Origin of the sequence: Stenotrophomonas sp. RIT309 (genome assembly GCF_000632045.1) — a bacterium.
GTDB classification, from domain to species: Bacteria; Pseudomonadota; Gammaproteobacteria; order Xanthomonadales; family Xanthomonadaceae; genus Stenotrophomonas; species Stenotrophomonas indicatrix.
The window spans coordinates 119,197-145,019 of sequence record NZ_JFYS01000001.1 but is presented as its reverse complement, the minus strand read 5'-3'; the positions used below and the strand labels follow the sequence as shown (position 1 = coordinate 145,019).

Here is a 25,823-nt window from a genome sequence, read left to right as displayed (position 1 = left end):
CATGCGTATCGCGGTCATCGGTTCCGGCATCGCGGGTCTGGCCAGTGCGTGGTGGCTGGACGGCGAGCATGACGTCACCCTGTTCGAGGCCAACGACTACCTGGGCGGCCACACCCACACCCACGAGGTGACGGTGGACGGCCGCAGGATGGCGGTCGACACCGGGTTCATCGTCTTCAATCCGCACCATTACCCGCTGCTGTCGGCGTTGTTCGACGAACTGGGCGTGGACTCGCAGCCCACCACGATGAGTTTCTCGATGCACAGCGAGCGCAGCGGCGTGGAGTACAACGCCACATCGCTCGATGGCCTGTTCTGCCAGCGCCGCAACCTGCTCTCGCCGCGTTTCTGGGGAATGCTGGCCGACCTGCGGCGCTTCTATCGCGACGCGCCCCTGCTGCTGGGCGAGGAGCAGGGCCCGACGCTGGGCCAGTACCTGCACAGCCAGCGCTATGGCGAAGCGTTCGTGCAGGAGCATCTGCTGCCGATGGCCTCGGCATTGTGGTCCTCGCCGACCGCGCAGGTGCTGGACTTCCCGGCCCGTTACCTGGTGCAGTTCATGGCCAATCACCAGATGCTGCAGATGACCGGGCGCGCGCCCTGGCGCGTGGTCAAGGGCGGCTCGGCGCGCTACGTGGACGCCCTGCGTGCGCGCTGGCGGGTGCATGAGCGGCTGGAATGCCCGGTACACGCGGTCGAACGCATGCCCTGGGGGGCACGCGTACACACCGCAACCGGCATTGAAGGCTTCGATGAAGTGATCCTGGCCTGCCATAGCGACCAGGCCCTTGCCCTGCTGGCCGACGCCGATCCTGTCGAGCATGCGGTGCTCGGCGCGATCCGCTACCAACCCAACGAGGCCGTACTGCACACCGACGCCTCCTTGCTGCCCGCCAACCGCAAGGCGTGGGCGGCCTGGAACGCGCATGTACCGCGCGACCCCACCGCACCCTGCACGGTCAGCTACTGCATGAACCTGTTGCAGGGGCTGCCCGGTGATACGCCGCTGGTGGTGACCCTCAACCGCAGCGAGGCCATCGATCCGGCCAAGGTGCTGCGCCGTCTGCAGTACGCGCATCCGGTGCATGATCCGGCTGCGGTGGACGCGCAGCGGCGCTGGGCCGAACTGCAGGGCCGGCGGCACACCTGGTTTGCGGGTGCGTACTGGGGCTGGGGCTTCCACGAAGATGGAATCCGCAGTGCCCGCCGCGTAGTGGATGCGCTGCAACTGCGCAATGCCGGCGCGCCGCCTCCCCTGCAGGTGGAGGTGGCCGCGTGAGCGCCAGCGCCCTCTACTTCGGGCAGGTGGTGCACCGCCGGCACCATCCGCATCCGCATGCCTTCCGCTACCACATCGCGCAGCTGCTGCTGGACCTGGACGAGTTGGACCAGGTATTTGCCGGGCGCTGGCTGTGGTCGGTCGGGCGCCGCAACCTGGCAGAGTTCCGCCGCAGCGACTATCTCGGCGATCCCAAGACATCGCTTGCAGACGCCGTGCGTGACCATGCCGAGACCGTGCTGGGGCGGCGCCCGGACGGCCCGGTGCGGCTGTTGGCGCACCTGCGCTTCGGTGGCCACGTGTTCAATCCGGTCAGCTTCTATTACTGCTACCGGGCCGACGGCAGCACCCTGGACTGCATCGTCGCCGACATCACCAACACGCCGTGGAAGGAACGGCACGCCTATGTTCTGCCTGTTGAAAGCGCACAGCCGCAGGGGCGTGCCCTGCGCTGGCAGTTCGACAAAGCCTTCCACGTTTCCCCCTTCATGCCGATGGATTGCCGCTACGACTGGCGCTTCACCGCGCCCGGCGATGACCTGCGCGTACATATGCAGGTCTGGCGCGACGGTGTCCGGCAGTTCGATGCCACCCAGGCCATGCAGCGACGCCAGCTTGATGGCCGCGGCCTGGCCCGGGTACTGGCGTTCTACCCGTTGATGACCGTGCAGGTGGTAGCCGCCATCCACTGGCAGGCACTGCGCCTGTGGCTGAAGCGCAATCCCGTGCATGACCACCCCGCTCTTGCCGAGAAACCGCGATGAACGAGCTGAATCCTTCCGTTGCCCTGCCCCGCCCCGGCGCGGTGGACGTATTCCTGCGCCGGAGGCTGCTGGCGGTACTGGCGCCGCTGCGCGAAGGCGGGCTGCGGGTACGCGACCCCTTGGGCGAGGTCATCCTCGGTGATCGTGCGGGCGCACTGCAGGCCACGGTGACCATCAGCGATATGGCGTTCTACCGCAAGGTGGCCGCGCAGGGCAGCGTCGGCGCGGGTGAGAGCTACATCCACGGCGATTGGCACTGCGATGACCTGGTGGCCCTGGTGCGGCTGCTGGTACGCAACCGCGACCTGCTGGATGGCATGGAACGCGGGCCGGCGCGGATCGGTGGCTGGCTGCTGCGCGGCTGGAACCGCCTGCGGCGCAACAGCCGCGAAGGCAGTCGCCGCAACATCGCCGCCCACTACGATCTGGGCAATGACTTCTTCGCGCTGTTCCTGTCGCCGGACCTGATGTACTCCTCGGCGGTGTTCAGCGATGCCGGCGACTCGCTGGAAACCGCCTCGCGCCGCAAGCTGGACCGCATCTGCCAGCAGCTGCAGCTGCAACCCGGTGATCGCGTCGTCGAGATCGGTACCGGCTGGGGCGGGTTCGCCCTGCATGCCGCCCAGCACTACGGCTGCCATGTGACCACCACCACCATCTCCGCCGAACAGCACGCGCTTGCCGCCCAGCGTGTGGCCGAGGCGGGCCTGCAGGAGCGTGTGACCCTGCTGATGCAGGACTACCGTGATCTGCAGGGCCAGTTCGACAAGCTGGTGTCGATCGAGATGATCGAGGCCATCGGTGCCGAGTATCTGGACACCTACATGGCCACCCTGCAGCGGCTGCTGAAGCCCGATGGCGTGGCCCTGCTGCAGGCCATCACCATCGAGGACCAGCGCTATGAGCAGGCGCGTCGCAGCGTGGACTACATCAAGCGCTTCGTGTTTCCCGGCAGTTTCATCCCCTCGATCAACGCCATCCTGGCCGCCAAGACCCGGGCCTGCGACCTGCAGCTGATCGCCCAGCAGGATTTCGGCCACTCCTATGCCCTCACCCTGCGCGCCTGGCGGCAGCGCTTCCTCGCGCAGTTGCCGGCGGTACATGCGCAGGGTTTCGATGACCGCTTCTGCAGGCTGTGGGAGTTCTATCTGGCCTACTGCGAGGGCGGCTTCCTCGAGCGCTCGATCGGCGTGTCCCATCTGCTGCTGGCACGCCCGGGCTACCGTCCCGAGACGGACGTCCATGGCCAACGGGCCGGCTGACATGCGCCGCACCTGGGTCAACGTAATCGGCAACCAGCTGGTATGGCTGTGCGCCGTTGCCGGAGCCGGCCGCGGCTGGCAATGGCCGGCCCTGCTGTCGGCCACACTCTATGTCGGCAGCCAGTTGCTTGCCTCGACGCGGCCACGCCTGGAGCTGCGCCTGCTGTTGCTCGCGCTGGGGTGTGCCTGGCTGGTGGATGGCAGCGCTGCAGCCAGCGGTGCCGTGCAGTACGCCGCCGCACCGCTTGGATGGGTGCCGCCACCGTGGATTTTCGCGCTGTGGGCGGCATTTGCGATGACCCTGACGGCGTCGATGGCGTTCCTGCAGCGGCACTGGATGCTGCCGGTGGCCCTGGGCCTGCTGGCGCCGCTGGCGTATCTGTCCGCGGCGCGGGGTTTCCAGGCCGTACATTTCACCGCCCCGGCCTGGCTGGGCGTGGCAACACTGGCGCTGGGCTGGTGCGTGGCACTGTCGCTGCTGTGCGCCGTCGCCCGTCGCGGAACGCCCAGCAATCGTGACACCCCATTGATCGGAGCAGCCTGATGAGCATTCTGTGGTGGGTACTGCTGTACGCCGTGCTGATCATGGCCTGGGGTTGGACCTGGCAGCGCAGGCAGCGCAACATCGGCATCGTCGATGTCCTGTGGGCAAAGGGCGTGGCGGCAGGCGCGCTGCTGCTTGCATGGCTGGGCGATGGCGCGCTGCAGCCACGCATCGCGCTGGCCGTGCTCGGTGGCCTGTGGGGAAGTCGTCTCGCCCTGCATCTGTGGCGCCGCGTACGCAGCGAGGAAGAAGACGGTCGCTACCGCTATCTGCGCGAACACTGGCACGGCCACCAGGGCAGGATCTTCGGCTTCTTCATGGCGCAGGCGCTGTTGGTGGTGCTGTTTGCGCTGCCGTTCACGGCCGTGGCCGGCAATCCCCACAGCGACATGCCTGGCTGGATCGCAGCGGCGGTCGTCGTGTGGCTGCTCAGCGTGGGCGGCGAAGCACTGGCCGACCGTCAGCTGGCACGCTTCCGCGCCGACCCGGCAAACAGGGGCCGGACCTGCCGCCAAGGACTGTGGCGGTACACGCGCCATCCCAATTACTTCTTCGAGTGGCTTCACTGGTTCACCTATGTACTGCTGGCAGCCGGCTCACCCTTGTGGTGGCTGGCCTGGTCCGGGCCGGTGCTGATGTACGTGTTCCTGCGCTACCTCAGTGGCGTTCCCTTCACCGAGAAACAGGCGCTGCGCAGTCGAGGCGATGACTATCGCGACTACCAGCGCAGTACCCCGATGTTCTTCCCCTGGTTTCCGCGCAGCCCCAAGGAGTGATCCCGATGAACAGCACCCCGTCCCTTGCTCCGGTTGCCGATACGGAAGCCGGCCTTACCGGCTGGGCCGAGCGTGGCTGGCTGCCCGATGCGGCGCTGCGCGCGGGCATACGCCGCCTGTGTGCGCAACGCCTGGCCGAGGAGTCGAGCGGCAGCATGGAGGAGCAGGCGCAGCGCTTCAGCCGCCGTATCGCCGAGCTCGCCGGCAGCCCACTGGCACTGCACGTGGATGCGGCCAACCGCCAGCATTACGAGGTGCCTGCCGCCTTCTTCCAGGGCTGCCTGGGGCATCGCCTGAAGTACAGCAGCTGCTACTACCGCACCGGCCGCGAGACGCTGGACCAGGCCGAGGATGCGATGCTGGAGCTGTACGGGCAGCGCGCCGGATTGGCCGACGGCCAGGACATTCTTGAGCTGGGCTGCGGCTGGGGCTCGCTGACGCTGTGGATGGCCGAGCGCTACCCGAACGCGCGCATCACCGCCGTGTCCAACTCGCACAGCCAGCGCAGCCATATCCTGGCGCAGTGCGAGGCGCGCGGGTTCGGCAACGTCGAGGTACTCACCCGGGACGTCAACCAGCTGGACCTGCCTGCCGCTGCATTTGATCGCTGCGTGTCGGTGGAGATGTTCGAGCATGTCCGCAACTACGACCGCCTGCTGGGCCGCATTGCCCGCTGGCTGAAGCCGGACGGTGCGCTGTTCGTACACATTTTCGCCCATCGCACGCTGATGTATCCGTTCGAGACCGAGGGCGACGACAACTGGATGGGCCGGCATTTCTTCACCGGCGGCCTGATGCCGGCAGCGGACACGCTGCTGCACTTCCAGCGCGACCTGGTGCTGGACCAGCGCTGGCTGCTGGACGGCACGCACTACCAGCGCACGGCCAACCATTGGCTGGCCAACCAGGATGCTGCCCGTGAACAGCTGCTGCCCGTGCTGGCACAGACCTATGGCGACGAAGCGGCGGCACGCATCTGGTGGCAGCGCTGGCGCATGTTCTGGATGGCCTGCGCCGAATTGTTCGGCTACGACGACGGCCAGCAATGGCTGGTCGCCCACTACCTGTTCCGCCCGCGTTGAAGGAGACCGCCCGCATGCGTATCGCATCGCTGTTCCCGCTGCTGGCCGTTGCCCTGTTCGGCGCAGGCTGCAGCAGCCACGACACCCGCCCCATCCCGCTGCCTCCGAAGGTGGACGTGCCGCGCTTCATGGGCGACTGGTATGTCATCGCCCATATTCCGTCCCGGCCCGAGCGCGAGGCCTTCGACGCGGTGGAAAGCTACGCGCTGCAGGCCGATGGCCGCATCCAGACCACTTTCACCTATCGCAAGGGCAGCTTCCAGTCGCCACAGAAGTCGATGCACCCAGTGGGCCGTGTGGAAAAACACGGCAATGGTGCGGTCTGGGGAATGCAGTTCATCTGGCCCATCCAGGCCGAATACCTGATTGCCTGGCTGGATGAGGGCTACACCCAGACCATCGTGGCCCGCAGCAAGCGTGACTACGTGTGGTACATGGCGCGCACGCCGCAGGTGAGCGAGGCGGACTACCAGCAGGCGGTCGCCCGCATCCAGGCAATGGGCTACGACACCGGCAAGCTGCGCCGTGTGCCGCAGTCGGTGCGCTGAGCCCGCGCGAAGTGATGTTGCAGAACAGAATGACGCTAGCGCCGAATCGGCCGTTGCCCCATGAATGGGGGAATATAGGGCTGCCCGGCCTTTCACGGATTATCAATCCCGCTTTATGTGATTAATATCACTTAAAGACATTTACTCCCATGCAATAAAGGCGGCGAAGATTCACCGGCCTCCGGCCACAGGGAGCGTGCCATGCAGGATGTCTCGCCGCATCAGTGCAAGGTTGTATCCGAACGGAAATGGTCGCTCAGCACGTTCATGGAGTTCTATGAGCGCGTACTGAGCCAGCGCATTTTCGGTCCCTACGGAAAGCTGCTGGCCGAGGAGATAGCTGGCGACATCCGGGCCGGTTTCAACGCGTCCGACGTCCTGGAGGTCGCCTGCGGCACCGGGGTCATCACCGCAAACCTTTACCAGCACCTGAGCAGGCCGCTCGGCCTACGGTTGGTCGCCACCGATCTCTCAGCGATCGCCGTGAACGTGGCACGCAGCGTGCTGAGCGATGAGGTGCAGCGCAACGTGCCCCTCCTTGCCGATGTGGACATGGCGGAGCTGCCCTTCGCCGACGCCAGCTTCGACGTCATCGTCTGCGGGTTCGGCCTGATGTTCCCGCCGGACAAGGCCCGCGTCGCCCGCGAGTTCAGGCGCGTGCTCCGCCCTGGCGGACGGGTCTACGCCACGGCATTCCACTACAACCAGCTGTTCGAGCTGGCCCGCGAGCAGTCACGGCAGCACTTCGGCATGCCCTCCCGGCTGATGGATGCGGCCCTGAGCCTGACCGACCCGTCGCCCATCACACGCGCGTTCGCGATCGAAGGACTTTCCCCACGCGAGGGCGAGATGGCTGAACTGCGGCCCCTCGCGTTTGCCATGGGCGACGCCGATGTGCGCGAGTTCCTGTTCAACGCCTGCATCCTTCTGGAGGAGTTCAACCAGTGCGACGCCCCCAGCAGGGAACGCTATCTGGACGCGATGCTGGACGCCGTCCATGCAGCAGTGCCAGACCGGCGTTACCAGGTGGAAGCCTGGTTGCTGCGCGGCTGTGTCGATGCTGCACACACTCCTGCGCAGGCCGCCCTCCGGGCACCGGATTTCTCACCCCTGCTGGCGTTCCACCTGCCACTGCAGCAGGATGCGCGCGCGATGCGCGGCTTCGAAAGCGCTCGCGCACGGTTCCTCGCCGACCACCCCGATTATCCCCATGATCAGGTCGAGGCCATGCGCCAGCAGGAGTATGCGCGACTGGATGAGCAACAGGTGACCTATCTGGATCACGTGGGCGGAACATTGCCACCCGACAGCCTGCTTGAGCAGGATTACCAGGCACTCAAGCGGACGATTCTCGGCAATCCGCACAGCGGATCGAAAGCATCCCAGGACGCACTCCATGGGGCGTGTGAACAGATCCACGCCTTCTTCGGAACCACGCCGGAGGAGTACGAAATACTGTTCACCGCCAATGCCAGCAGCGCAATCCGGTTGGTGGCCGAGTCATTCCCGTTCCAGGCCGGGTCGCAGGCTCTGCTGACCAAGGACAATCACACCTCGGTACACGGCTTGCGCGAGTACGCCACGGCGAAGGGCGCACAGGTGAAGTACATTCCGCTGGATGACGAGCTGCTGTTGCATGAAGGGCTGATGTGGCGCGCGTTGCAGCGGCTGCAGCCCGGCGCCCCGCATCTGCTCGCTTTTCCCGCGCAATCCAATGCGACCGGCGCCCGGCACGATCTGGCCTGGATCGAGCGGGCCCAGGCGCATGGCGCGACGGTGCTGTGTGACGCGGCGGCCCTGGTGCCGCAATACCGGCTTGACTGCGGCCGTCATCACCCCGATTTCGTGGTGGCGTCGTTCTACAAGATCTTCGGTTACCCCACCGGCGCCGGTTGCCTGCTCGCCCGGCGGGCCGCACTCGACCTGCTGGAACCGCCGTCGTTTGCCGGTGGTGGCGTGTGCTACTACTCCGGGCCATGGTCACCCACCGATCGCCTGCTGTACCGCGATGCGGGCCAGCGATTCGAAGTCGGCACGCCCAACTACGCCGCCTTCCCCGCCATCGCCAGAGGCTTTGAATTCGTGGCCGCGCTGGGCGGAGTGGAAGCGGTCGCGTTGCGCTCGCGTGCGTTGGCCGAGTGGCTGCAGGCGCAGCTGTCATCGCTTCGCCACCACATAGGCGGCGCGTTGCCGCTGTGCCAGATCTATGGCCCGCCCGCTGCGCAGCGGGGCGCGACGCTGATGCTGAACTTCTTCGACTGCTATGGCTCCATCCTGCCGCACGCCCGCATCAAGCGCGCCGCAGACCGGTTCGGCATCACCCTGCGCAATGGCTGCTTCTGCAACCTGGGCGCCGTCCAGCAGGCGACCTACGCGACCGCAGGCGCCGAGCACTGTGAGCTGGACAAGACCGGGAAGATTCTCGACTGCACCACATTCGACGAGAAAATCCTGGAGAAGGGTGATTGCGGTGCGGTCAGGATTTCGTTCGGGCTGGGATCGAATTTCACCGATGCGTATCGCTTCCTGCTGTTCGCCACCTGCCTGCTGGACACAGATGCTTCAGGCCTGGAATGTGTGATGGAGCAATCATCGGCACCGGCTCCGGAACCCCGGGTTGCCAGCACTGTGCAGGCTTGATCCGCTGCGGGGCCGTGCCCAGGCCGGACTGTCGCATTGCGGCGATGGGCTCCGGAACGGGTGCCGCTGATCGGCCAGGCCTGATCAACCGCATCCTGGCCTGTGACGCGAGATGAATGGGGGTCCACCCGGCCGCTAGCCGCATGCAGCCTGCCTCCTCTATAGTCAGCCGAGCACGACAGGCGTGGTGCCTGTCCGGCAACTACAGGGAGTGGGTCATGGGTCTGGTACAAGCGGTGAAGGGTGCAGTCGGCGGTGTGCTGGCCGACCAGTGGAAGGACTTCTACACCGTGCCGACCGGCCTGCCGTCCACGGCAGCCCTGTTCGCGGCGGTGCCGCAGGGCACCAATGCCGGGCGCGGTTCGAACACCAGCGGCTCCTCCAACATCATCAGCAACGGTTCGAAGATCGTCGTGCCCGAGGGCTACGGCCTGCTGCTGTTCCAGGATGGCGCGATCACTGCCTTCGTGGCCGAGCCGGGTGGCTACGAGTGGCGTTCGGACGATCTGAACTCGCAGTCGCTCTTCGCCGGCGACGGCCTGGTCAGCACTTTCATCAAGCAGAGCTGGGAGCGCTTCAAGTTCGGCGGCCAGCCGGGCTCGCAGCAGGCCGCCTTCTTTGTTTCGCTGAAGGAACTGCCGGACAACCGCTTCGGCACCCAGTCGGAAATCTACTGGGACGACGGTTTCCTCAACACCCAGGTCGGCGCGGTCACCCGTGGTTCGTACACGCTGAAGATCGTCGACCCGATCCTGTTCGTGAAGAACTTCGTTCCGGCCAGCTACCTGCGGCCGGGCCAGGTGTTCGACTTCACCGACCTGGACAATGCTGCTGCCAGCCAGCTGTTCAATGAAGTGGTGGGTTCGCTGGCGCCGGCGTTCAGCCTGTACACCAACGATCCGGGCAAGGGCAACCGCATCACCAAGCTGCAGCAGGATTCGCTGGGCTTTGCGCAGAGCCTGTCGGCCGCCGTCGAACAGGGCTACCAGTGGAAGTCCGATCGTGGCCTGGCCATCGTCAAGACCGCCATCGTCTCGATCGAGTACGACGCCAACACCCGCGAGCTGCTGAAGACCGTGCAGCGCGCCGATGCGCTGTCCGGCTCGCGTGGCAATTCCAACCTGCAGGCCAGCGTCGCCCAGGGGATCCAGTCCGCCGGTGAGAACGGCGGTGCCGCCGGGCTTGTCGGCGTGGGCATGGCATCGGGCATGTTCGGCGCGGGCAACCTGCAGCAGCCGGCAACCCCGGCCGCCCCTGCCGCCGACGATCCGGTGGCCAAGCTGAAGAAGGCCAAGGAAATGCTCGACCTGGGCCTGATCACCCAGACCGACTACGACGCGCTGAAGGCCAAGGCGCTGGGACTGTAAGAAGACGCAGGACGCGCAACCACCATGTCCGATCCCAGAAACACGCCTCCGCCGCTGCCCGGTTCCGCTTCAGCACCCCCGCCCCTGCCGGCGGCGGTGCTGGACGGCCCCGGTTCGCCGCAGGATGTCCCTCCCCTGCCCGGCAGCTTCCCGCTGGATACTTCCAAGCTGCCTGAGGCCATCCGCAACGAAGTCGAGGCGCCCGACCCGGTCGCCATCGACACCGCTGCGGCCGAACTGAAAGACGGCCTCAACCGCTGCCCCAAGTGCGGCGCCACCGACATACGGCCCAAGCTGGGCACCGACATCCTGGTCTGCCTGTACTGCCGTCACCAGTGGCATGGCGCGCGGGTGGAGGAGGAATTCGGGCTGGGCGAAGCCATCGACCAGCTGCGTGGCACCGTCATTGCATCGGGCGCACGCGATATCGATGCCGACACCTCGGCACTGATGACCTTCAAGTGCACCGGTTGCGGCGCCGAAGTCACGGTCAACACCGAAAGCACGATGACGGCGCGCTGCCACTGGTGCCGGCATGTGTTCGGCGTGAACGAACAGATCGCCAACGGCGCGGTGCCCGACGCCGTGCTGCCGTTCCATATCAAGAAGGAGGATGCGGTCGCGCGCATCCGCCAGTTCGTCGACAAGCGCCGGATGTTCGCGCTCAAGGCGTTCAAGGAACAGTTCACCCCGGAAAACGTGGTGGGCGTGTACCTGCCCTACATGATCGTCGACGGCAATGTCAGCGCAGCGGTGGCTGGCAAGGGTGAGATCAAGACCCGCGAGTACACCCGTGGCACCGAGAAGAACAAGCAGACCTACTACGACGCGGATATCTACCAGGTGGAACGCCAGGTCGATTTCACCGTGGACGACCTGCCGCTGGAATCCTCTGCCGAGCGCGGCAACCTGGACACGCGCGCCAACACCAACAACATCATCAACACGATTCTGCCGTTCGACACCAAGAACGCGGTGAAGTGGAACGCCTCGTACCTGGCCGGGTTCACTTCGGAAAAGCGCAACCTGGACGTCGAAAAGCTGCGGCCGCGCCTGGAAGACCAGCTGCTGTCGATCGCCCGCGCGCAGGTGGAAGGCACGGTGCGCCGTTACGACCGTGGCGTGCGCTGGGAACAGGAGCAACTGGAAGTGCACGGCACCCGCTGGGTGGCCATGTACCTGCCGGTGTGGCTGTATTCGTACCACCAGCCCGGCAGGAACGGCGGCATGCTGCACTACATCGCGGTGAACGGCCGGACCGGTGAAACCATGGGCAGCGTGCCGGTGCAGCAGTGGAAGATGCTGCTGGCGGCGCTGACCGCAGGTACGATCATCGAAGCCCTCGCAATTGCCTTCCTGGTGGCCAGCACATGAGTGATGACAGTGGTCTTTGGTTGTTGGCCGCAGGCCCGGCCGGCGCAACTGCGCTGTACTGGGCGCTGTATCGCTTCTACCGCAATACCGACAAATCGCATTCGTTCGAGCACGAGACCGAGATCGATGCCAAGCCGGTGACCGGCTCGGATCGCCGGGTCGATTCGATTTCGGGCACGCAGGAAAAGCGGATCCGCGGCGACAACGTGTATGAGTATCGAAAGCGGGTGGCGCGGGTGAGCAGCGGAGACGATTGAACGCTCCGCCAGCGCTTCGGGGGCTGGGACCATCCCAGCCTTCGAAGCAAACCGGAACGTCAGGTAGCCGTACGTCCCGATGCCCCTCGATTCAGTCCGGCGCCACCTCTCCGTTGATCTGCTGCATCACTGAGCGCTTGCCGTCACTGGCAGGCATCGCCCGCACCAGGTTGCGCAGCAGCCGCAGGTCCTGCTGCCGGCCAAGCTCGTCGCTGAGCCGATGCAGCGCCTTGTAACGATGCCCCGAGGCGTGCAGCGGCCTGCTGTGCGGCACGTGCAGCTGCAGGTCGCAGGCGATATCCAGCTGCATGCGCAGCCTGCGCACGCGTCGGCGCCAGCGGTGGACCGCCGCGGCACCGCCGTCGCGTTTCGCCCGTGCGGCAGCCTTGTCCACGCGGCGCCAGCTACGCTCAAGATTCTGGCGCAGCGGGCCACGCCGCAGCTGATGCCAGGGTTGGACCGCCAACTGCTGCTGCACCGCTGCCAGGACACGCAGGCGGCGTGCAAACCCCGGGTCACGCTGCAGGGTCGCCTGCAGCAGGCCCTCACGACGCAGGACCAGCATCCGGATGACGCCTTTCCATCGCGGATCGGCAACCCGCTCCTGCAGTTGCCGGGCGACCTCGACCACCACATGCGCATCACGGAGGCGGGACAGGCCATCACCCAGGCGCTTCAATCCCAGGTCGGCAGCCTCGACGTCCAGCGCTGCGTGCTCCAGCAGCGCCAACAGGGACCGCAATCGGCGGATGGCCTTGCGCGCGGAATGGATGGCCGGGTGCGGGTCGGATGCCGACGACAACGCCGCAGCGATCGCGGCACACTCATGCAGCGCTCTCTGGCGAAAGGCCTCGCCGGCTTCTGCTGCGGACATCGATGTTCCCTGCCGGGATGGGAGCCGCAGTGTAGCCTGCTCCCCGTCGGGCACCGGCACCACGCAGCCGTGACGCGGCGCTGCCTAGACTTGCGCCCCTTCGCCCGTGCTGATCCCGCCACGCTGGCGCAGCACCCCTCCTCCCGCTCGAGATCAACGTGACGTCCCTGCCCTCATTTGCCACCCGCGACAGCCGGGCCACCGACAGCGTCAACATGGCACTGGCCGCCGGGGCCATCGTCGGCACCTGGTTCTGGGACGTCCAGGCCGACCAGCTCACGGTCGATGAAGCCCTGGCCCGCGCCTTCGGCCTGGACCCGGCAATGGCGCAGCGGAAACTGCACCTGCAGGACGTACTGGGCGCCGTGCATCCCGAGGACCTGCCCGCGCTGTCGGCGGCGATTGAGCAGACCGTGCAGACGGGCGGGCGCTTTGCCCACCAGTACCGCGCGCGCGCCACCGATGGCAGCTATCACTGGCTGGAAAGCATCGGCAGGGTCGATATGGATGCCCAGGGCCGCGCGCTGGGTTTCCCGGGCGTGCTGATCGACATCGATGAGCGCCTGCGCGTCGAGGCCGAGCGCGACCAGGCGCAGGCGCTGCTGCGCTCGTTCGTGGAGGCTGCACCGGGCGTGATGTATGCCAAGGATCGGCAAGGCCGGCTGCTGATCGGCAACCACGGCACCACCGAGCTGATCGGCCTGCCGCCGGGAGAATATATCGGGCGCACCGATGCCGAGCTGTTGGGCGACCCCGCCCAGGCGGCGTCGGTGATGGCGACCGACGAGCGCATCATGTCCAGCGGCAACAGCGAGCAGCTGGAGGAGGAAGTGAGCTTCCCCGATGGTCGCCGGGCCTGGTGGCTGTCGACCAAATCGCCGCTGCGCGACGCCGATGGCGCCGTGATCGGCCTGGTCGGTACGTCGCTGGACATCACCGACCGCAAGGCCGCCGAAGCCGAGCGTCGTGATATCGAAGAACGCTACCGGCTGGCCGCACAGGCCACCAACGATGCCATCTGGGATTGGCGCATCGCCGATGGCCAGGTGATCTGGAACGAAGCGCTGGCCAGCCTGTTCGGCCACACGGAGAAGAACACGACCGCGCAATGGTGGCTGCAGCACATCCACCCCGATGACCGCGCGCGCATCGATCACGGCATCCACGCCGTGATCGACGGGAACGGCAGCGGCTGGACGGACGAGTACCGTTTCCAGCGCGCGGATGGCAGTTATGCGTCGGTGCTGGATCGCGGAACGGTCCTGCGCGACGCCGATGGCACCCCGCTGCGGATGATCGGGGCCATGCTGGATCTCTCCGGGCGGAAGGCCGCCGAAGCGGCGCTGGCCGACAGCGAAGAGCGCCTGCGGCTGGCCACCGAAGCAGGCGAGCAAGGGTTCTGGGACGTGGACATGGTGCAGGACGTGCTGATCTGGCCGGCGCGCACCAAGGCCATGTTCGGCATCTCCGCCGGTGCGCTGGTGACCATGGACGACTTCCGTGCCGGGCTGCACCCGGACGACCGCGCGGCAACCCTGGCCGCGTTCGCCGCCGCCTGCGATCCCGAGCGGCGCGAGACCTATGACGTGGAGTACCGCACCGTCGGCAAGGAGGATGGCATCGTCCGCTGGGTCGCCGCCAAGGGCCGCGGCATCTTCGAGTTCGGCAGGTGCGTGCGCGTGCTGGGCGTGGCCATCGACATCACCGCGCGGAAGGCCGCCGATGCGCGCCTGCAGGAGCTGAACGGGCAGCTGGAGGCACGTGTGCGGGTCGAAGTCGCCGAGCGCCTGCGGGTGGAAGAGGCGCTTCGGCAGAGCCGCAAGATGGAGGCGGTCGGCCAGCTGACCGGTGGTATCGCCCACGACTTCAACAACATGCTGGCGACGGTGATCGGGCCGCTCGACCTGCTGGCGCTGCGCCTCGGCGACAGCGACGCGCGCGCCAGCCGGTACATTGAAATGGCCCTTGATGGCGCGCAGCGCGCCGCTCAGCTGACCCAGCGCCTGCTTGCGTTCTCGCGCCAGCAACCGCTGCAGCCGGTGGCGATGGATGCCAACCGCCTGGTGGCCGGCATGACCGACCTGCTGGTGCATTCCCTTGGCAGCAGCATCATCCTTGAAACCGCACTCAGCGCGGGCCTGTGGTGGACCCATGCCGACGCCAACCAGCTGGAGAACGTGATCCTGAACCTGGCGGTCAACGCGCGCGATGCGATGCCCTCCGGCGGCCGATTGAAGATCGAGACCCGCAACCAGCGCGTCGACCTCGACACCGCATCGGCGCATGCCGGCGTGCCTGCAGGCGACTACGTCGTGATCGCGGTGACCGACGACGGCAACGGGATGACGCCGGAGGTGATGGCGCGCGCGTTCGATCCGTTCTTCACCACCAAGCAGGTCGGCCAGGGTACCGGGCTCGGGCTGTCGCAGGTGTATGGCTTCGTCCAGCAATCGGCCGGGCATGTGAAACTCGATTCCGCGCCCGGCAAAGGGACGCGGGTACAGGTCTACCTGCCGCGGCTGCTGGCCGACGTCGACATGCCCGCTGCCGCATCGGATGACGATGCGCCGGCCCTGCACGGCGGGCGCGAGCACATTCTCGTCGTGGACGATGATGCGGCCGTCCGCGCGTTCTCGGTCGATGCCCTCACTGAACTCGGCTATCGGGTACTGGCCGCAGATGGCGCCGCCAGCGCCTTGGCGCTGCTGCAGGCCCATCCAGAGGTCGCGCTGTTGTTTACCGACGTGGTGATGCCCGAGGTCAATGGACGGCAGCTGGCCGAGCAGGCACGTGCGCGCCATCCGCAGCTGAAGGTGCTGTTCGCCACCGGCAACAGCCGCAACGCGCTGGTCGACAACAACGTGCTGGATGCGCAGGTTCACTTGATCGGCAAACCGTTCACCATCGGCGAACTGGCCTCGCGGGTAAGGATCGCGCTGGCCGGCGATGGCTGAAGGCCGCCACGCAGGTTGCGCCGCAGCCGGCAGCGGATGAATGCGCGACCGGGTCATGCTTCACCGCATGCCTACCGCGGCACCGCCATGCTGTCCCGGCACTGAAACCGCCAGCCAGCCTGCCGCAGCCAGCGAGGAGCCACGATGAGCCCACCGTCACACCTTCCCCTTTCGCGCCGGGAACTGCTGAAGTTGAGCGCGGGATCGGCCACCACCATGGCCCTGCCTGCCGTGGTCGCTGCGGCGGAGCCGGACCGGACCGGTGCACGGGCACCGGAACTGATGCAGGTGGACTTCGAGGTCAACGGAACAGCGCGATCGCTGCGGCTGGACACCCGCGTCACCCTGCTCGACGCCCTGCGTGAGCACCTGCACCTGACCGGCAGCAAGAAGGGCTGCGACCACGGCCAGTGCGGTGCCTGCACGGTGCTGGTGGACGGCCGGCGCATCAATGCCTGCCTGACCCTGGCGGTGATGCACCAGGGCGCGAAGATCACCACCATCGAAGGCCTCGGCACGCCAGACCGGCTGCACGCGATGCAGGCGGCCTTCGTCAAGCATGACGGTTTCCAGTGCGGCTACTGCACCCCGGGGCAGATCTGCTCGGCCGTCGCCGTGCTGCAGGAAATCAAGGCCGGCATACCGAGCCACGTCAGCGCCGCGTTGGACGCGCCCAGCGCCTTCACCGCCGAAGAACTGCGCGAGCGCATGAGCGGCAACATCTGCCGGTGCGGCGCCTATTCCAACATCATCGAGGCCATCCAGGACGTCGGGGAGGCCAGCGCATGAGAGCTTTCAGCTACGAGCGAGCCCGCTCTCCCGCCGAGGCGGCAGCGGCAGCGGCGCGTACCCAGGGCGCTCGGTTCATTGCCGGCGGCACCAACCTGCTGGACCTGATGAAACTGGAGATCGAGACGCCCGCCCACCTGATCGACGTCAACGGGCTGGACCTGGACACCATCGAGCCCACCAGCCAGGGAGGCCTGCGCGTCGGCGCGCTGGTACGCAATACCGATCTGGCGGCCGACCGGCGCATCCGGCGCGACTATGCGGTGCTGACCCGCGCACTGGTGTCCGGCGCATCGGGTCAACTGCGCAACAAGGCCACCACCGCCGGCAACCTGCTGCAACGCACACGCTGCCCCTATTTCTACGACACCGCACAGCCCTGCAACAAGCGGCTGCCCGGCAGTGGCTGCGGCGCGCGCGAAGGTTTCAGCCGGCAATTGGCCGTGATAGGTGCCAGCGAGCACTGCATCGCCACCCATCCCAGCGACATGGCGGTGGCGATGATGGCGCTGGATGCATCGGTGGAGACCGTCCGCGCCGACGGATCGCGCCGGAACATCGCGCTGGACGCCCTGTATCGCGCTCCTGGCCGTACGCCGCATATCGACACCATGCTGGACAAGGGCGAGCTGATCGCCGCCGTGATCCTGCCGCCGCCCCCGGGGGGCGTGCACGTGTACCGCAAGGTACGCGACCGCGCATCGTATGCGTTCGCCCTGGTGTCGGTGGCGGCGATCCTGCGGCCCGACGGCAGCGGCCGGATCGCCCTTGGCGGTGTCGCCCACAAGCCGTGGCACAGCGCTGCGGCCGATGCAGCCCTGCCGCAGGGCGCCGCCGCCGTGATGTCGGTGCTGCTGCAGGGTGCTGCGCCCACCGCACAGAACGCCTTCAAACTGGCGCTGGCCGAACGCACATTGGCTTCCATCCTGCAGGACGTGAGGGCCGAGGCATGAAATTCGACACCCCCGCAGGGCGCAATCCGATCGATGCGCAGACCGTCGTCGGCAAGCCGCACGATCGCATCGACGGCCCGCTGAAGGTCACCGGCAAGGCCACCTACGCACACGAATGGCATGACGCCACGCCTTCCGCCCCCGCCTATGGCGTGGTGGTCGGGGCGGGCATTGCCACCGGCACCGTGACCCGCATGGAGCTGGACGCAGCGCGGCGCTCGCCCGGCGTTCTGGCCATCGTCACCGCCGACACCGCCGGGCCGCTGCATCCGGTCAAGCGCAACGCCGCGCCGCTGCTGGGTGGTCCGAAGGTGCACCACTATCACCAGGCACTAGCGGTGGTGGTGGCCGAAACGTTCGAACAGGCCCGCGCTGCGGCCGGACAGATCCGCATCCGCTATGCCCCGCAGCGCGGCCACTTCGATCTGGCCGATGCCAAGCAGGCCGGCGCTTCCCTGCAGACGCCGGAGCCCGATGCGCGCGTCGGCGATTTCGAGAAGGCCTTCAGCCAGGCGGCGGTTACGCTCGATGCGACCTACGACACCCCGGACCAGTCGCACGCAATGATGGAGCCGCACGCGACGATGGCCGCCTGGGAAGGCGACCAGCTGACGGTGTGGACCTCCAACCAGATGATCGACTGGGGCCGCACCGATCTGGCCCGCACCTTGGGCATCGCCAAGGACAAGGTGCGGCTGGTGTCGCCCTACATCGGCGGCGGCTTTGGCGGAAAGCTGTTCCTGCGCTCCGATGCGCTGCTGGCTGCGCTCGCCGCACGCGCTGCCAAGCGGCCGGTGAAAGTGGCCCTGCAGCGGCCGCTGATCGCCAACAACACCACGCACCGCCCGGCCACGCTGCAGCGCATCCGGCTGGGCGCAACGCCGGAAGGAAGCCTGACCGCCATCGGTCACGAATCATGGTCGGGCAACCTGCCAGCGGGCTCGCCGGAGGAAGCGGTGCAGCAGACGCGCTTGCTGTATGCGGGGCCCAACCGCTTGGCCGCACTGCGCCTGGCCACCCTCGACCTGCCCGAAGGCAATGCCATGCGCGCGCCGGGCGAAACGCCGGGACTGATGGCGCTGGAAATCGCCATGGACGAAATGGCCATCAAGCTCGGCCTGGACCCGATTGAATTCCGTATCCGCAACGACACCCAGGTCGACCCGTCCAATCCCGAACGCCCCTTTTCACAGCGGCAGCTGGTGCAGTGCCTGCGCTCGGGCGCCGAACGGTTCGGCTGGCAGCGGCGCAGCGCCACCCCGGGCGCCGTGCGCGACGGACGCTGGCTGGTCGGCATGGGCGTGGCGGCAGGCTTCCGCAACAACCTGGTGATGAAATCCGGCGCACGCGTCCGCCTGGCCGCTGATGGCCAGGTCACCGTGGAAACCGACATGACCGACATCGGCACCGGCAGCTACACCATCATCGGCCAGACGGCCGCGGAAATGCTCGGCGTTCCGTTGCAGCAGGTCACGGTCAAGCTGGGCGATTCCCGTTATCCCGTGGCTGCCGGTTCCGGTGGCCAGTGGGGCGCCAACAGCTCCACCGCGGGCGTCTACGCCGCATGCATGGCACTGCGTACGAAGGTCGCGCAGGCGCTGGGAATGGACCCGGCGGCAGCGCAGTTCGAAGCCGGCAAGGTGACCGCAGGGGGCCGCAGCCGCGCCCTTGCCGATGCCGCTCAGGCCGGCGAGCTGGTGGCCGAAGACAGCATCGAGTTCGACACGCTGCAGGAGAAGTACCAGCAGTCCACCTTCGCCGCGCATTTCGTCGAGGTGGGCGTGGATGTGGCCTCGGGCGAAAGCCGGATCCGCCGCATGCTGGCCGTGTGCGCAGCCGGCCGCATCCTCAACCCGAAGACCGCGCGCAGCCAGGTGATCGGCGCGATGACGATGGGCATCGGCGCAGCGCTGTCGGAGGAACTGGTGGTGGATCGGCGGCTGGGGTTCTTCGTCAATCATGACCTGGCCGGCTACGAAGTACCCGTACATGCCGACGTGCCGCACCAGGAGGTGGTGTTCCTCGATGAAAGCGATGCGGTGTCGTCGCCGATGAAGGCCAAGGGCGTTGGCGAGCTGGGCCTGTGCGGCGTAAGCGCGGCAGTGGCCAACGCGGTGTACAACGCGACCGGAATCCGCGTGCGCGACTATCCGCTGACCCTGGACAAGCTGCTCGCTGGCCTGCCGGACATCGCATGACCAGTGCGCTCCACCCTGCCCCGTTGGATCTGGACGGTGGCAACCCGCGCCCGGTGCTGCAGGCCGCCGCCGACGCGGCGCGTACCGGCCGTGCGGCTGCATTGGCAGTGGTGCTGCAGACGGAAGGGTCCAGCTACAGCCGCGCGGGCACCTGTGCGCTGTTCGAACCGGGTCGACAGGTGGGCTGGCTGAGCGGCGGCTGCCTGGAACCGGAGCTGGCGCGACAGGCCGCCAACGCGGTGGATGCCGGGCGCATTGCATGGATGGAGATCGACAGCCGAGACGACGCTGCGCTGTTCTCCGGCAATGCCACCGGATGCCGGGGTCGCCAGTGGCTGGCACTGCTTCCGTTGCCGCAGCTCGGCGGCATCGAACAGCTTCTCGATGCCTGGCTGCAAGGGCCGCATACGCTGCACCTGGCACTGCAGGCTGATGGACGGCTGGACGCTCGCTGCGCCGGCTTCACCTTCACCCGCACGGTGCCCCCGGCCGCCCCGCAGCCGCTGGACGGCAGCCACCGCTGGCGGCTGCAGTGGCACCGTTCGCCTGTCGTGCACGTGCACGGAGCAGGCCCGGAGGCGGCGCTTCTGCTACCCCTGCTCGACCATCTGGGCTGGTGCGCGCATGTTGAGGAACCGCGACCCCGTTGGCGCGAGCACCTGCCCCTTGCCGCTGGTTCGTATTGTTCTTCCGCTGCCGCCGGCGTGGCCGATGCCGCACTCGTGATGCATCACAATTTCGAGCTCGACCGTGACGCGCTCGAACGGCTGGCAGGCTCGCGCGTGCCCTTCATCGGGCTGTTGGGACCATGCCGCCGCAAGGACGACCTTTTCAGCGTGCTGGATAGCCACACGCGCCGCGCCCTGGAACCGCGCCTGCGCTCACCGATCGGCCTGCCACTGGGCGGTCGTGGTCCCGAGGCGATTGCCTTGAGCATCGCCGCACAGCTGCAGGCATGGCGGCACGGAACGCCCCTGGCCACGCCATGACCGGGCATGCGGCCGTGGTGCTCGCAGCCGGGTGCAGCCAGCGCCTGGGGCAGCCCAAGCAGCTGCTGCGTGCGGGCGGAGAGACGCTGTTGCGACGCAGCGTGCGGCTGGCGCTGGAAACATCGCCAGACACGCTGGTGGTGGTACTGCCCCAGCACCCACGCTTCGAAGAAGAACTGCACGGCCTGCCGGCACAGCGGCTGCACAATCCCACCCCTGGGCTCGGCATCGGCGGCAGTCTGTCGCTGGCCGCCACCCACGTGCACAGCGCCGCCAGGGTGCTGGTGATGATCTGCGATCAACCGACGCTGCGCGTGGAGCACCTGCGCGCGCTGCTGGGCGCGGCAGCCGCTGCACCGTCCGGCTGCGCGGCCACGGTACTGGGCGACACCATCGGCGTGCCGGCGGTGGTGCCGGGCACTTGGTTTGCCGGGACAGGACTGCAACCTGCAGACGGGGGATTTGGCCGGCGGCTGCGGCAGACCGAAGGCATTGCGCGCTGCTCCGGCGCCGGGCTGGAGTCCGATATCGATACCCCCGAGGACCTGCGCCGCGCGCGCGCGCTCGGCTGGCTGGATCCTGCGTCCGCCTGAGGGCGGCGGCGACAGTTGAACTGGCCCGGCCGCGCTGCGCGGGCGCTCGGCATACACGCTGCGCGGACGCTCCGCCGCGCAGGATGGTGCGCCCGCTACCTGCCAGCATTCCCGCACATGGCCGCACCCTCAGGCTCCCGCCTTGTCATCTACGCCGCGCTGGCCGGCAACCTCGCCATCGCCGTTGCCAAGTTCATCGCCGCCGGCCTGTCCGGCAGCTCGGCGATGCTCAGCGAAGGCGTTCATTCGCTGGTCGATACCCTCAACGAAGTGTTGCTGCTGTACGGTCTGCGCCGTGCCGAAAAGGCCCCCGACACCCTGCACCCGTTCGGCTACGGTCGCGAACTGTACTTCTGGAGCTTCATCGTCGCCTTGCTGGTCTTTGCCGCCGGCGCCGGTGTGTCGGCCTATGAGGGCATCCAGCACATCCGCCAGCCGGAACCGGCCACCAACCACGCCATCAGCTACAGCGTGCTGGGTATTTCCATCCTGTTCGAAGGCGCCTCCTGGTGGGTTGCACTGCGCGAGTTCCGGCGCAGCAAGGGCACGCTGGGCTATTTCGAGGCGTTCCGCCGCAGCAAGGACCCCTCCACCTTCACCGTACTGCTGGAGGACAGTGCCGCCCTGCTCGGCCTGGGCTTTGCCCTGGTCGGGTTGCTGGCCGCGCAGCTGCTGGAAATGCCGGTACTGGATGGGGTCGCCTCGTTGTGCATTGCCGGCGTGCTGGCGCTGACCGCATTCCTGCTGGCGCGGGAAACCAAGGGCCTGCTGGTGGGCGAGCCTGCGCACCCGGCCGTTGCCCAACGCATCATGGCGGTGGCCGTGACCGATCCGGACCTGCGCCGTGCCAATGGCGTGACCACCATGCAGATGGGCCCGGAACAGGTGGTGGCCATGCTCAGCGCCGAATTCGAGGACGACCGCACCACCCCGCAGATCGAAGCCTGCATCACCCGCATCGAGGGTGCGGTGAAGCAGGAGTTCCCGGAACTGGTGGCGCTGTTCGTGAAACCGCAGACGCCGGAAGTCTTCGCCAGGCGGCGCGCGGCGCTGGCTGACCTGGAGTGAATCGATGGCGGCGGCTTCACCCGCTGCACGCCACACTGAAGCAGGCTTGGGAAGCGAGCACTGCCGCAACATGATGGATTGGCTGCCGGATACCTGGATACCGATACCCCGCACCTTCTACCGGCGCCCGTCGACGGTGGTTGCACCGGACCTGCTCAACAAGCTGCTGGTGCGCAGCGACGGTCGTGCAGCGCGCATCGTCGAAGTCGAGGCCTACGCGGGCAGTGAAGATCCGGCTGCCCATTCGTATCGTGGCAGGACCGCACGCAACGCCAGCATGTTTGGCGAGGCCGGGCACCTGTATGTGTATTTCACCTACGGCATGCACTGGGGCAGCAATGTGGTCTGCGGCGAGGTCGGCGAGGGTGTTGCGGTACTGCTGCGCGCGGCAGAGCCGGTTGCCGGACAGGAACGGATGTACCCGCTGCGGCCAGCTGCCCGCCACGATCACGACCTCGCCAGCGGTCCCGGCAAACTGTCGCAGGCGTTCGGCCTGGACCGGCGCGTTGATGGCGCCGATCTGGTCACCGCCAGCCACGGGATCACCCTCGTGGATGACGGCACGCGGCCCCCCGACGATCCGGTGGTAGGCCCACGCATCGGCATCACCCGGGCAGTGGATTTTCCTTGGCGCTGGTATGTTCGCGATCATCGTCACGTTTCAGTGCGCCCTGCCCGCGCCTCAACGCGAAGGAGCCCCCGATGACACCGCTCGACAAACCGCTGCGCCGTGAACTGACCATCGCCGGCCAGGCCTATACGCTGACCCTGGACCCGAGCGGACTGAAGCTGGTCGAGAAGGGACGGCGGAAGGGCCTGGAACTGCGCTGGGAAGACCTCGTCTCCGGTGACGCCGCGTTGGCCAGCGCCCTGCAGGCGTCCCTGCAACAGCCATGAGCAGGCGCGTCACGACGGCATCACTGCCGTACGCAGGGCGCTAACAGACCGGGTACTAGTGTGGACAGCCATGGATGAGGCCACCCGACTTCGCGAAATCGAACGGCTGGGCGTGCTCGATACGCCGCCCGAGCCGGTGTTCGATGCCATCGTCGCCGCCGCGCGCGCCGCCACCGGCATGCCCATCGGCCTGGTCTCCATCGTTGCCGAACAACGGCAATGGTTCAAATCCAGCATCGGCCTGGGCGATGTCAGCGAAACCCCGCGCTCCATCTCGTTCTGTACCTACGCCATCGAACAGGACGCGCTGCTGGAGATTCCGGATGCGCGGCAGGATCCGCGCTTCGCCCACAACCCGCTGGTCACCGCCGGGCCCAGGGTGCGCCACTATGCCGGCATCCCTCTGGCCACTGCCCATGGCGCGCGCATCGGCACGCTGTGCCTGCTCGACACCCTGCCTGGCGTGCTGTCACCGTCGCAACGTGAGCTGATGGTCCATCTTGGCCGGGTTACTACCCAAGTGCTGGAGCAGCGCAGTGCGCTGTTGCGGCAGATCGAGCAGGCACAGGCGCTGCATCGCGATCTCAAGCGCAGCGAGGACTTCCTGGAACGTACCAACACTGCCGCCAAGGTCGGCGGCTGGGAGCTGGAGCTGGCCACCCGCGAAGTGCGCTGGACGCGCGAGACCAAGCAGATCCACGGCGTGCGTTCCAGCTACCAGCCAACATTCGAATCGGCCTTGTCGTTCTATCGTCCGGACAGCCGCAGCATCATCCAGGCGGCGGTGCAGCGCTGCACCGAACATGGCACGCCCTGGGAAGTGCAGCTGCCGATGACCACCGCCGATGGCCGCAGCATCTGGACCCGCGTGGTGGGCACCCGCCAACAGGTGGAGGGCCTGCCACGGCTGGTCGGTGCCATCCAGGACATCACCGAAGAACGCGCGGTGGTGGACGCGCTGGAAGCCAGCGAGGTGCGTTATCGCCGTCTCTTCCACTACAGCCTGGGCCTGATCTGCACGCACACGCTGGACGGCACCGTGACATCGGTGAATCCGGCGGCCGTGCAGTCGCTGGGCTACCCGGAAAGCGAGATGGTTGGCCGCAGCCTGTGCGACCTGATGCCGCCGGAAAAGCGCGAGGCGTTCAAGGCCTACCTGCGGCGCATCGAAGCCAACCATACCGACGCAGGCGTGATCGAACTGCTCGCCGCCGATGGCACCCGCCGCTACTGGGCCTACAACAACGTACTGGACACCGAGACCCATCCGCCGTTCGTGCTCGGCCACGCCCAGGACGTGACCGCGCTGCGCCTGCAGGAAGAGCGCTTGCGCGAACTGTCGCTGAAGGATCCGCTGACCCAGTGCCACAACCGCCGGTACCTGCATCGGCTCGACGACGTCGCCTCACGGTCGTGGGCCTGCCTGGTGTTCGACCTGGATCACTTCAAACAGGTCAACGACACCCTGGGGCACCGTCGTGGCGACACGGTGCTGGTCGAGTTCGCCGACTTCCTGCGCGCGCCGCTGCAGGCCAATGAGGCGGCAGTGCGGTTGGGCGGCGACGAGTTCCTGGTGGCGCTGATCGAACCGGCGGCCGGGCGGCTGGCTGCGCTGGAAGCCTGGTATGCGGGCAACGCCGCGCGTGCTCCCACCGCGTTCTCGATGGGCGCCGCCGTCAACGTCCCCGGCGAACCCGTGGCGGAAACCATCCACAAGGCCGACAGCCGGCTGTATCGCACGCGGGCCAGGGTACGTCGCGAGATGCGTCCGCCGGGCAGCGCCGACTAGCGGGTAACGGTGACCCACGCAGGCGCATGATCGCTGGCCTTTTCCTGCAGCCGCACCCAACGATCGACACCCGCATCCTGAAGTCCTTTGGCCAGCACCGGGTTCAGCAGCAGATGATCGATGCGCAGGCCGCGATCGCGTTCGGCGTGCTGACGGAAATAGTCCCAGAAGGTGTAGATGCGCTGGTCGCCATGCACCGTGCGCAGGGCGTCGGTCCACCCCTGCGCCAGCAGCTGCTGGAAGGCATCGCGGACCTCCGGCTGCATGAGCGCATCGCGCCGCCACGAGGCCGGGTCGTACACATCCTCGTCGTCTGGAATGACATTGAAATCCCCCAGCAGCAGTGCCGGGTGCGGAAGATCGACCAGGGTGCGCGCATGGCGGATCAGCCGCTGCATCCATCGCAGCTTGTAGTCGAACTTCGGCCCCGGCTGGGGATTGCCGTTGGGCAGGTACAGCGCCGCAACCACAACGCCATGCACGGCAGCTTCCAGGTACCGGCTCTGCGTATCGGCCGGTTCGCCGGGCAGGTGGCGCCGGCTTTCGATCGGCATGGCATCGCGGGCCAGTATCGCCACCCCGTTCCAGCGCGCCTCACCCAGCCACAGTGCGCCATACCCTGCCCGCTCCAGCGCGTCGACCGGAAAAGCGGCATCGACCGCCTTCAGCTCCTGCAGTGCCACCACGTCGGGCGCTTCACGCTGCAACCAGGACAGCAGATGCGGCAAGCGCGTGCCGATGCCGTTGACGTTGAACGTGGCAATGCGCAGTGTCTTGCGGCGAGCCATTGCGGAAGTACCCGGGCGGCGGGCCTGCAGTATTGGCG

Annotated in this window: 23 protein-coding genes; 21 read left to right on the top strand and 2 right to left on the bottom strand. The window is 67.3% G+C overall.

Translation table 11 applies throughout. The annotated features are described in order from the left end of the window. Window position 1 precedes the first annotated feature (1 nt). The 11 genes from BW38_RS19730 to BW38_RS19780 all read left to right on the top strand — a co-directional run bounded on the left by BW38_RS19730 (window position 2) and on the right by BW38_RS19780 (window position 11,893). On the top strand, window positions 2–1,279 hold the full coding sequence (locus BW38_RS19730; protein ID WP_032974671.1) for an FAD-dependent oxidoreductase: 1,278 nt from the start codon (window positions 2–4) through the stop codon (window positions 1,277–1,279). After that, on the top strand, window positions 1,276–2,043 hold the full coding sequence (locus BW38_RS19735) for a DUF1365 domain-containing protein (RefSeq protein WP_032974670.1): 768 nt from the start codon (window positions 1,276–1,278) through the stop codon (window positions 2,041–2,043). Before BW38_RS19730 ends, BW38_RS19735 begins: the two co-directional genes overlap by 4 nt. After that, window positions 2,040–3,305: a cyclopropane-fatty-acyl-phospholipid synthase family protein gene (locus tag BW38_RS19740; RefSeq protein ID WP_032974667.1), complete on the top strand. Its 1,266-nt coding sequence runs from the start codon at window positions 2,040–2,042 to the stop codon at window positions 3,303–3,305. The genes BW38_RS19735 and BW38_RS19740 overlap by 4 nt, the downstream gene beginning before the upstream one ends. Window position 3,306: 1 nt before the next feature. Beyond that, window positions 3,307–3,849, top strand: a complete 543-nt coding sequence (locus tag BW38_RS19745; RefSeq protein ID WP_025874468.1) for a DUF2878 domain-containing protein — start codon at window positions 3,307–3,309, stop codon at window positions 3,847–3,849. Next, the gene (locus BW38_RS19750) at window positions 3,849–4,625 is read left to right on the top strand and encodes a DUF1295 domain-containing protein (protein WP_032974665.1); all 777 of its coding nucleotides are present in this window, start codon (window positions 3,849–3,851) and stop codon (window positions 4,623–4,625) included. The genes BW38_RS19745 and BW38_RS19750 overlap by 1 nt, the downstream gene beginning before the upstream one ends. Before the next feature lie 5 nt (window positions 4,626–4,630). Beyond that, on the top strand, window positions 4,631–5,707 hold the full coding sequence (locus BW38_RS19755; protein WP_032974664.1) for a class I SAM-dependent methyltransferase: 1,077 nt from the start codon (window positions 4,631–4,633) through the stop codon (window positions 5,705–5,707). A 14-nt stretch (window positions 5,708–5,721) separates the two neighbouring features. After that, window positions 5,722–6,255, top strand: a complete 534-nt coding sequence (locus BW38_RS19760) for a lipocalin family protein (protein WP_032974662.1) — start codon at window positions 5,722–5,724, stop codon at window positions 6,253–6,255. Between the two features lie 201 nt (window positions 6,256–6,456). Beyond that, a complete protein-coding gene (locus tag BW38_RS19765) occupies window positions 6,457–8,895 on the top strand; it encodes an aminotransferase class V-fold PLP-dependent enzyme (RefSeq protein WP_032974661.1) in 2,439 nt (812 codons plus the stop codon). A 218-nt stretch (window positions 8,896–9,113) separates the two neighbouring features. Further along, window positions 9,114–10,262, top strand: a complete 1,149-nt coding sequence (locus BW38_RS19770) for an SPFH domain-containing protein (protein WP_032974659.1) — start codon at window positions 9,114–9,116, stop codon at window positions 10,260–10,262. 24 nt (window positions 10,263–10,286) lie between these two features. Then, window positions 10,287–11,636: a membrane protein gene (locus tag BW38_RS19775; RefSeq protein ID WP_032974658.1), complete on the top strand. Its 1,350-nt coding sequence runs from the start codon at window positions 10,287–10,289 to the stop codon at window positions 11,634–11,636. Then, window positions 11,633–11,893 (top strand): hypothetical protein, encoded by a 261-nt coding sequence (locus BW38_RS19780; protein ID WP_025874461.1) that lies wholly within the window; start codon window positions 11,633–11,635, stop codon window positions 11,891–11,893. Before BW38_RS19775 ends, BW38_RS19780 begins: the two co-directional genes overlap by 4 nt. A gap of 91 nt (window positions 11,894–11,984) precedes the next feature. On the opposite strand, the gene BW38_RS19785 is transcribed toward BW38_RS19780, so the two are convergent. Further along, window positions 11,985–12,767, bottom strand: a complete 783-nt coding sequence (locus BW38_RS19785; RefSeq protein ID WP_032974657.1) for a CHAD domain-containing protein — start codon at window positions 12,765–12,767, stop codon at window positions 11,985–11,987. Between the two features lie 158 nt (window positions 12,768–12,925). On the opposite strand from BW38_RS19785, the gene BW38_RS19790 reads away from it, so the two are divergent. The 10 genes from BW38_RS19790 (at window position 12,926) to BW38_RS19835 (ending at window position 24,997) form a co-directional block, all read left to right on the top strand. Then, complete coding sequence (locus BW38_RS19790; protein ID WP_235189869.1) at window positions 12,926–15,721, top strand: PAS domain-containing sensor histidine kinase; 2,796 nt, start codon at window positions 12,926–12,928, stop codon at window positions 15,719–15,721. Window positions 15,722–15,865: 144 nt separating this feature from the next. Next, window positions 15,866–16,510 (top strand): aldehyde dehydrogenase iron-sulfur subunit PaoA, encoded by a 645-nt coding sequence (gene paoA / locus BW38_RS19795; protein ID WP_032974655.1) that lies wholly within the window; start codon window positions 15,866–15,868, stop codon window positions 16,508–16,510. Next, window positions 16,507–17,463 carry a xanthine dehydrogenase family protein subunit M gene (locus BW38_RS19800; RefSeq protein ID WP_032974654.1) on the top strand — a complete coding sequence of 319 codons (957 nt, stop codon included), beginning with the start codon at window positions 16,507–16,509 and terminating at the stop codon, window positions 17,461–17,463. Before paoA ends, BW38_RS19800 begins: the two co-directional genes overlap by 4 nt. Further along, on the top strand, window positions 17,460–19,661 hold the full coding sequence (gene paoC / locus BW38_RS19805; RefSeq protein ID WP_032974651.1) for an aldehyde oxidoreductase molybdenum-binding subunit PaoC: 2,202 nt from the start codon (window positions 17,460–17,462) through the stop codon (window positions 19,659–19,661). Before BW38_RS19800 ends, paoC begins: the two co-directional genes overlap by 4 nt. Beyond that, on the top strand, window positions 19,658–20,650 hold the full coding sequence (locus BW38_RS19810; protein WP_051584839.1) for an XdhC family protein: 993 nt from the start codon (window positions 19,658–19,660) through the stop codon (window positions 20,648–20,650). Before paoC ends, BW38_RS19810 begins: the two co-directional genes overlap by 4 nt. After that, entirely contained in the window at window positions 20,647–21,243 is a 597-nt protein-coding gene (locus BW38_RS19815; RefSeq protein ID WP_032974649.1) for an NTP transferase domain-containing protein, read from the top strand. The genes BW38_RS19810 and BW38_RS19815 overlap by 4 nt, the downstream gene beginning before the upstream one ends. Before the next feature lie 117 nt (window positions 21,244–21,360). Next, window positions 21,361–22,311, top strand: a complete 951-nt coding sequence (locus tag BW38_RS19820) for a cation diffusion facilitator family transporter (protein WP_032974647.1) — start codon at window positions 21,361–21,363, stop codon at window positions 22,309–22,311. Window positions 22,312–22,381: 70 nt separating this feature from the next. Then, on the top strand, window positions 22,382–23,017 hold the full coding sequence (locus tag BW38_RS19825) for a DNA-3-methyladenine glycosylase (RefSeq protein WP_032974646.1): 636 nt from the start codon (window positions 22,382–22,384) through the stop codon (window positions 23,015–23,017). Beyond that, complete coding sequence (locus BW38_RS19830; protein WP_025874451.1) at window positions 23,014–23,208, top strand: hypothetical protein; 195 nt, start codon at window positions 23,014–23,016, stop codon at window positions 23,206–23,208. Before BW38_RS19825 ends, BW38_RS19830 begins: the two co-directional genes overlap by 4 nt. A 70-nt stretch (window positions 23,209–23,278) precedes the next feature. Beyond that, window positions 23,279–24,997, top strand: a complete 1,719-nt coding sequence (locus BW38_RS19835) for a PAS domain S-box protein (protein ID WP_032974644.1) — start codon at window positions 23,279–23,281, stop codon at window positions 24,995–24,997. Here BW38_RS19835 and xth read toward each other — a convergent pair. Then, the gene (gene xth / locus BW38_RS19840) at window positions 24,994–25,785 is read right to left on the bottom strand and encodes an exodeoxyribonuclease III (protein WP_032974642.1); all 792 of its coding nucleotides are present in this window, start codon (window positions 25,783–25,785) and stop codon (window positions 24,994–24,996) included. The genes BW38_RS19835 and xth overlap by 4 nt on opposite strands. Window positions 25,786–25,823 lie beyond the last annotated feature (38 nt).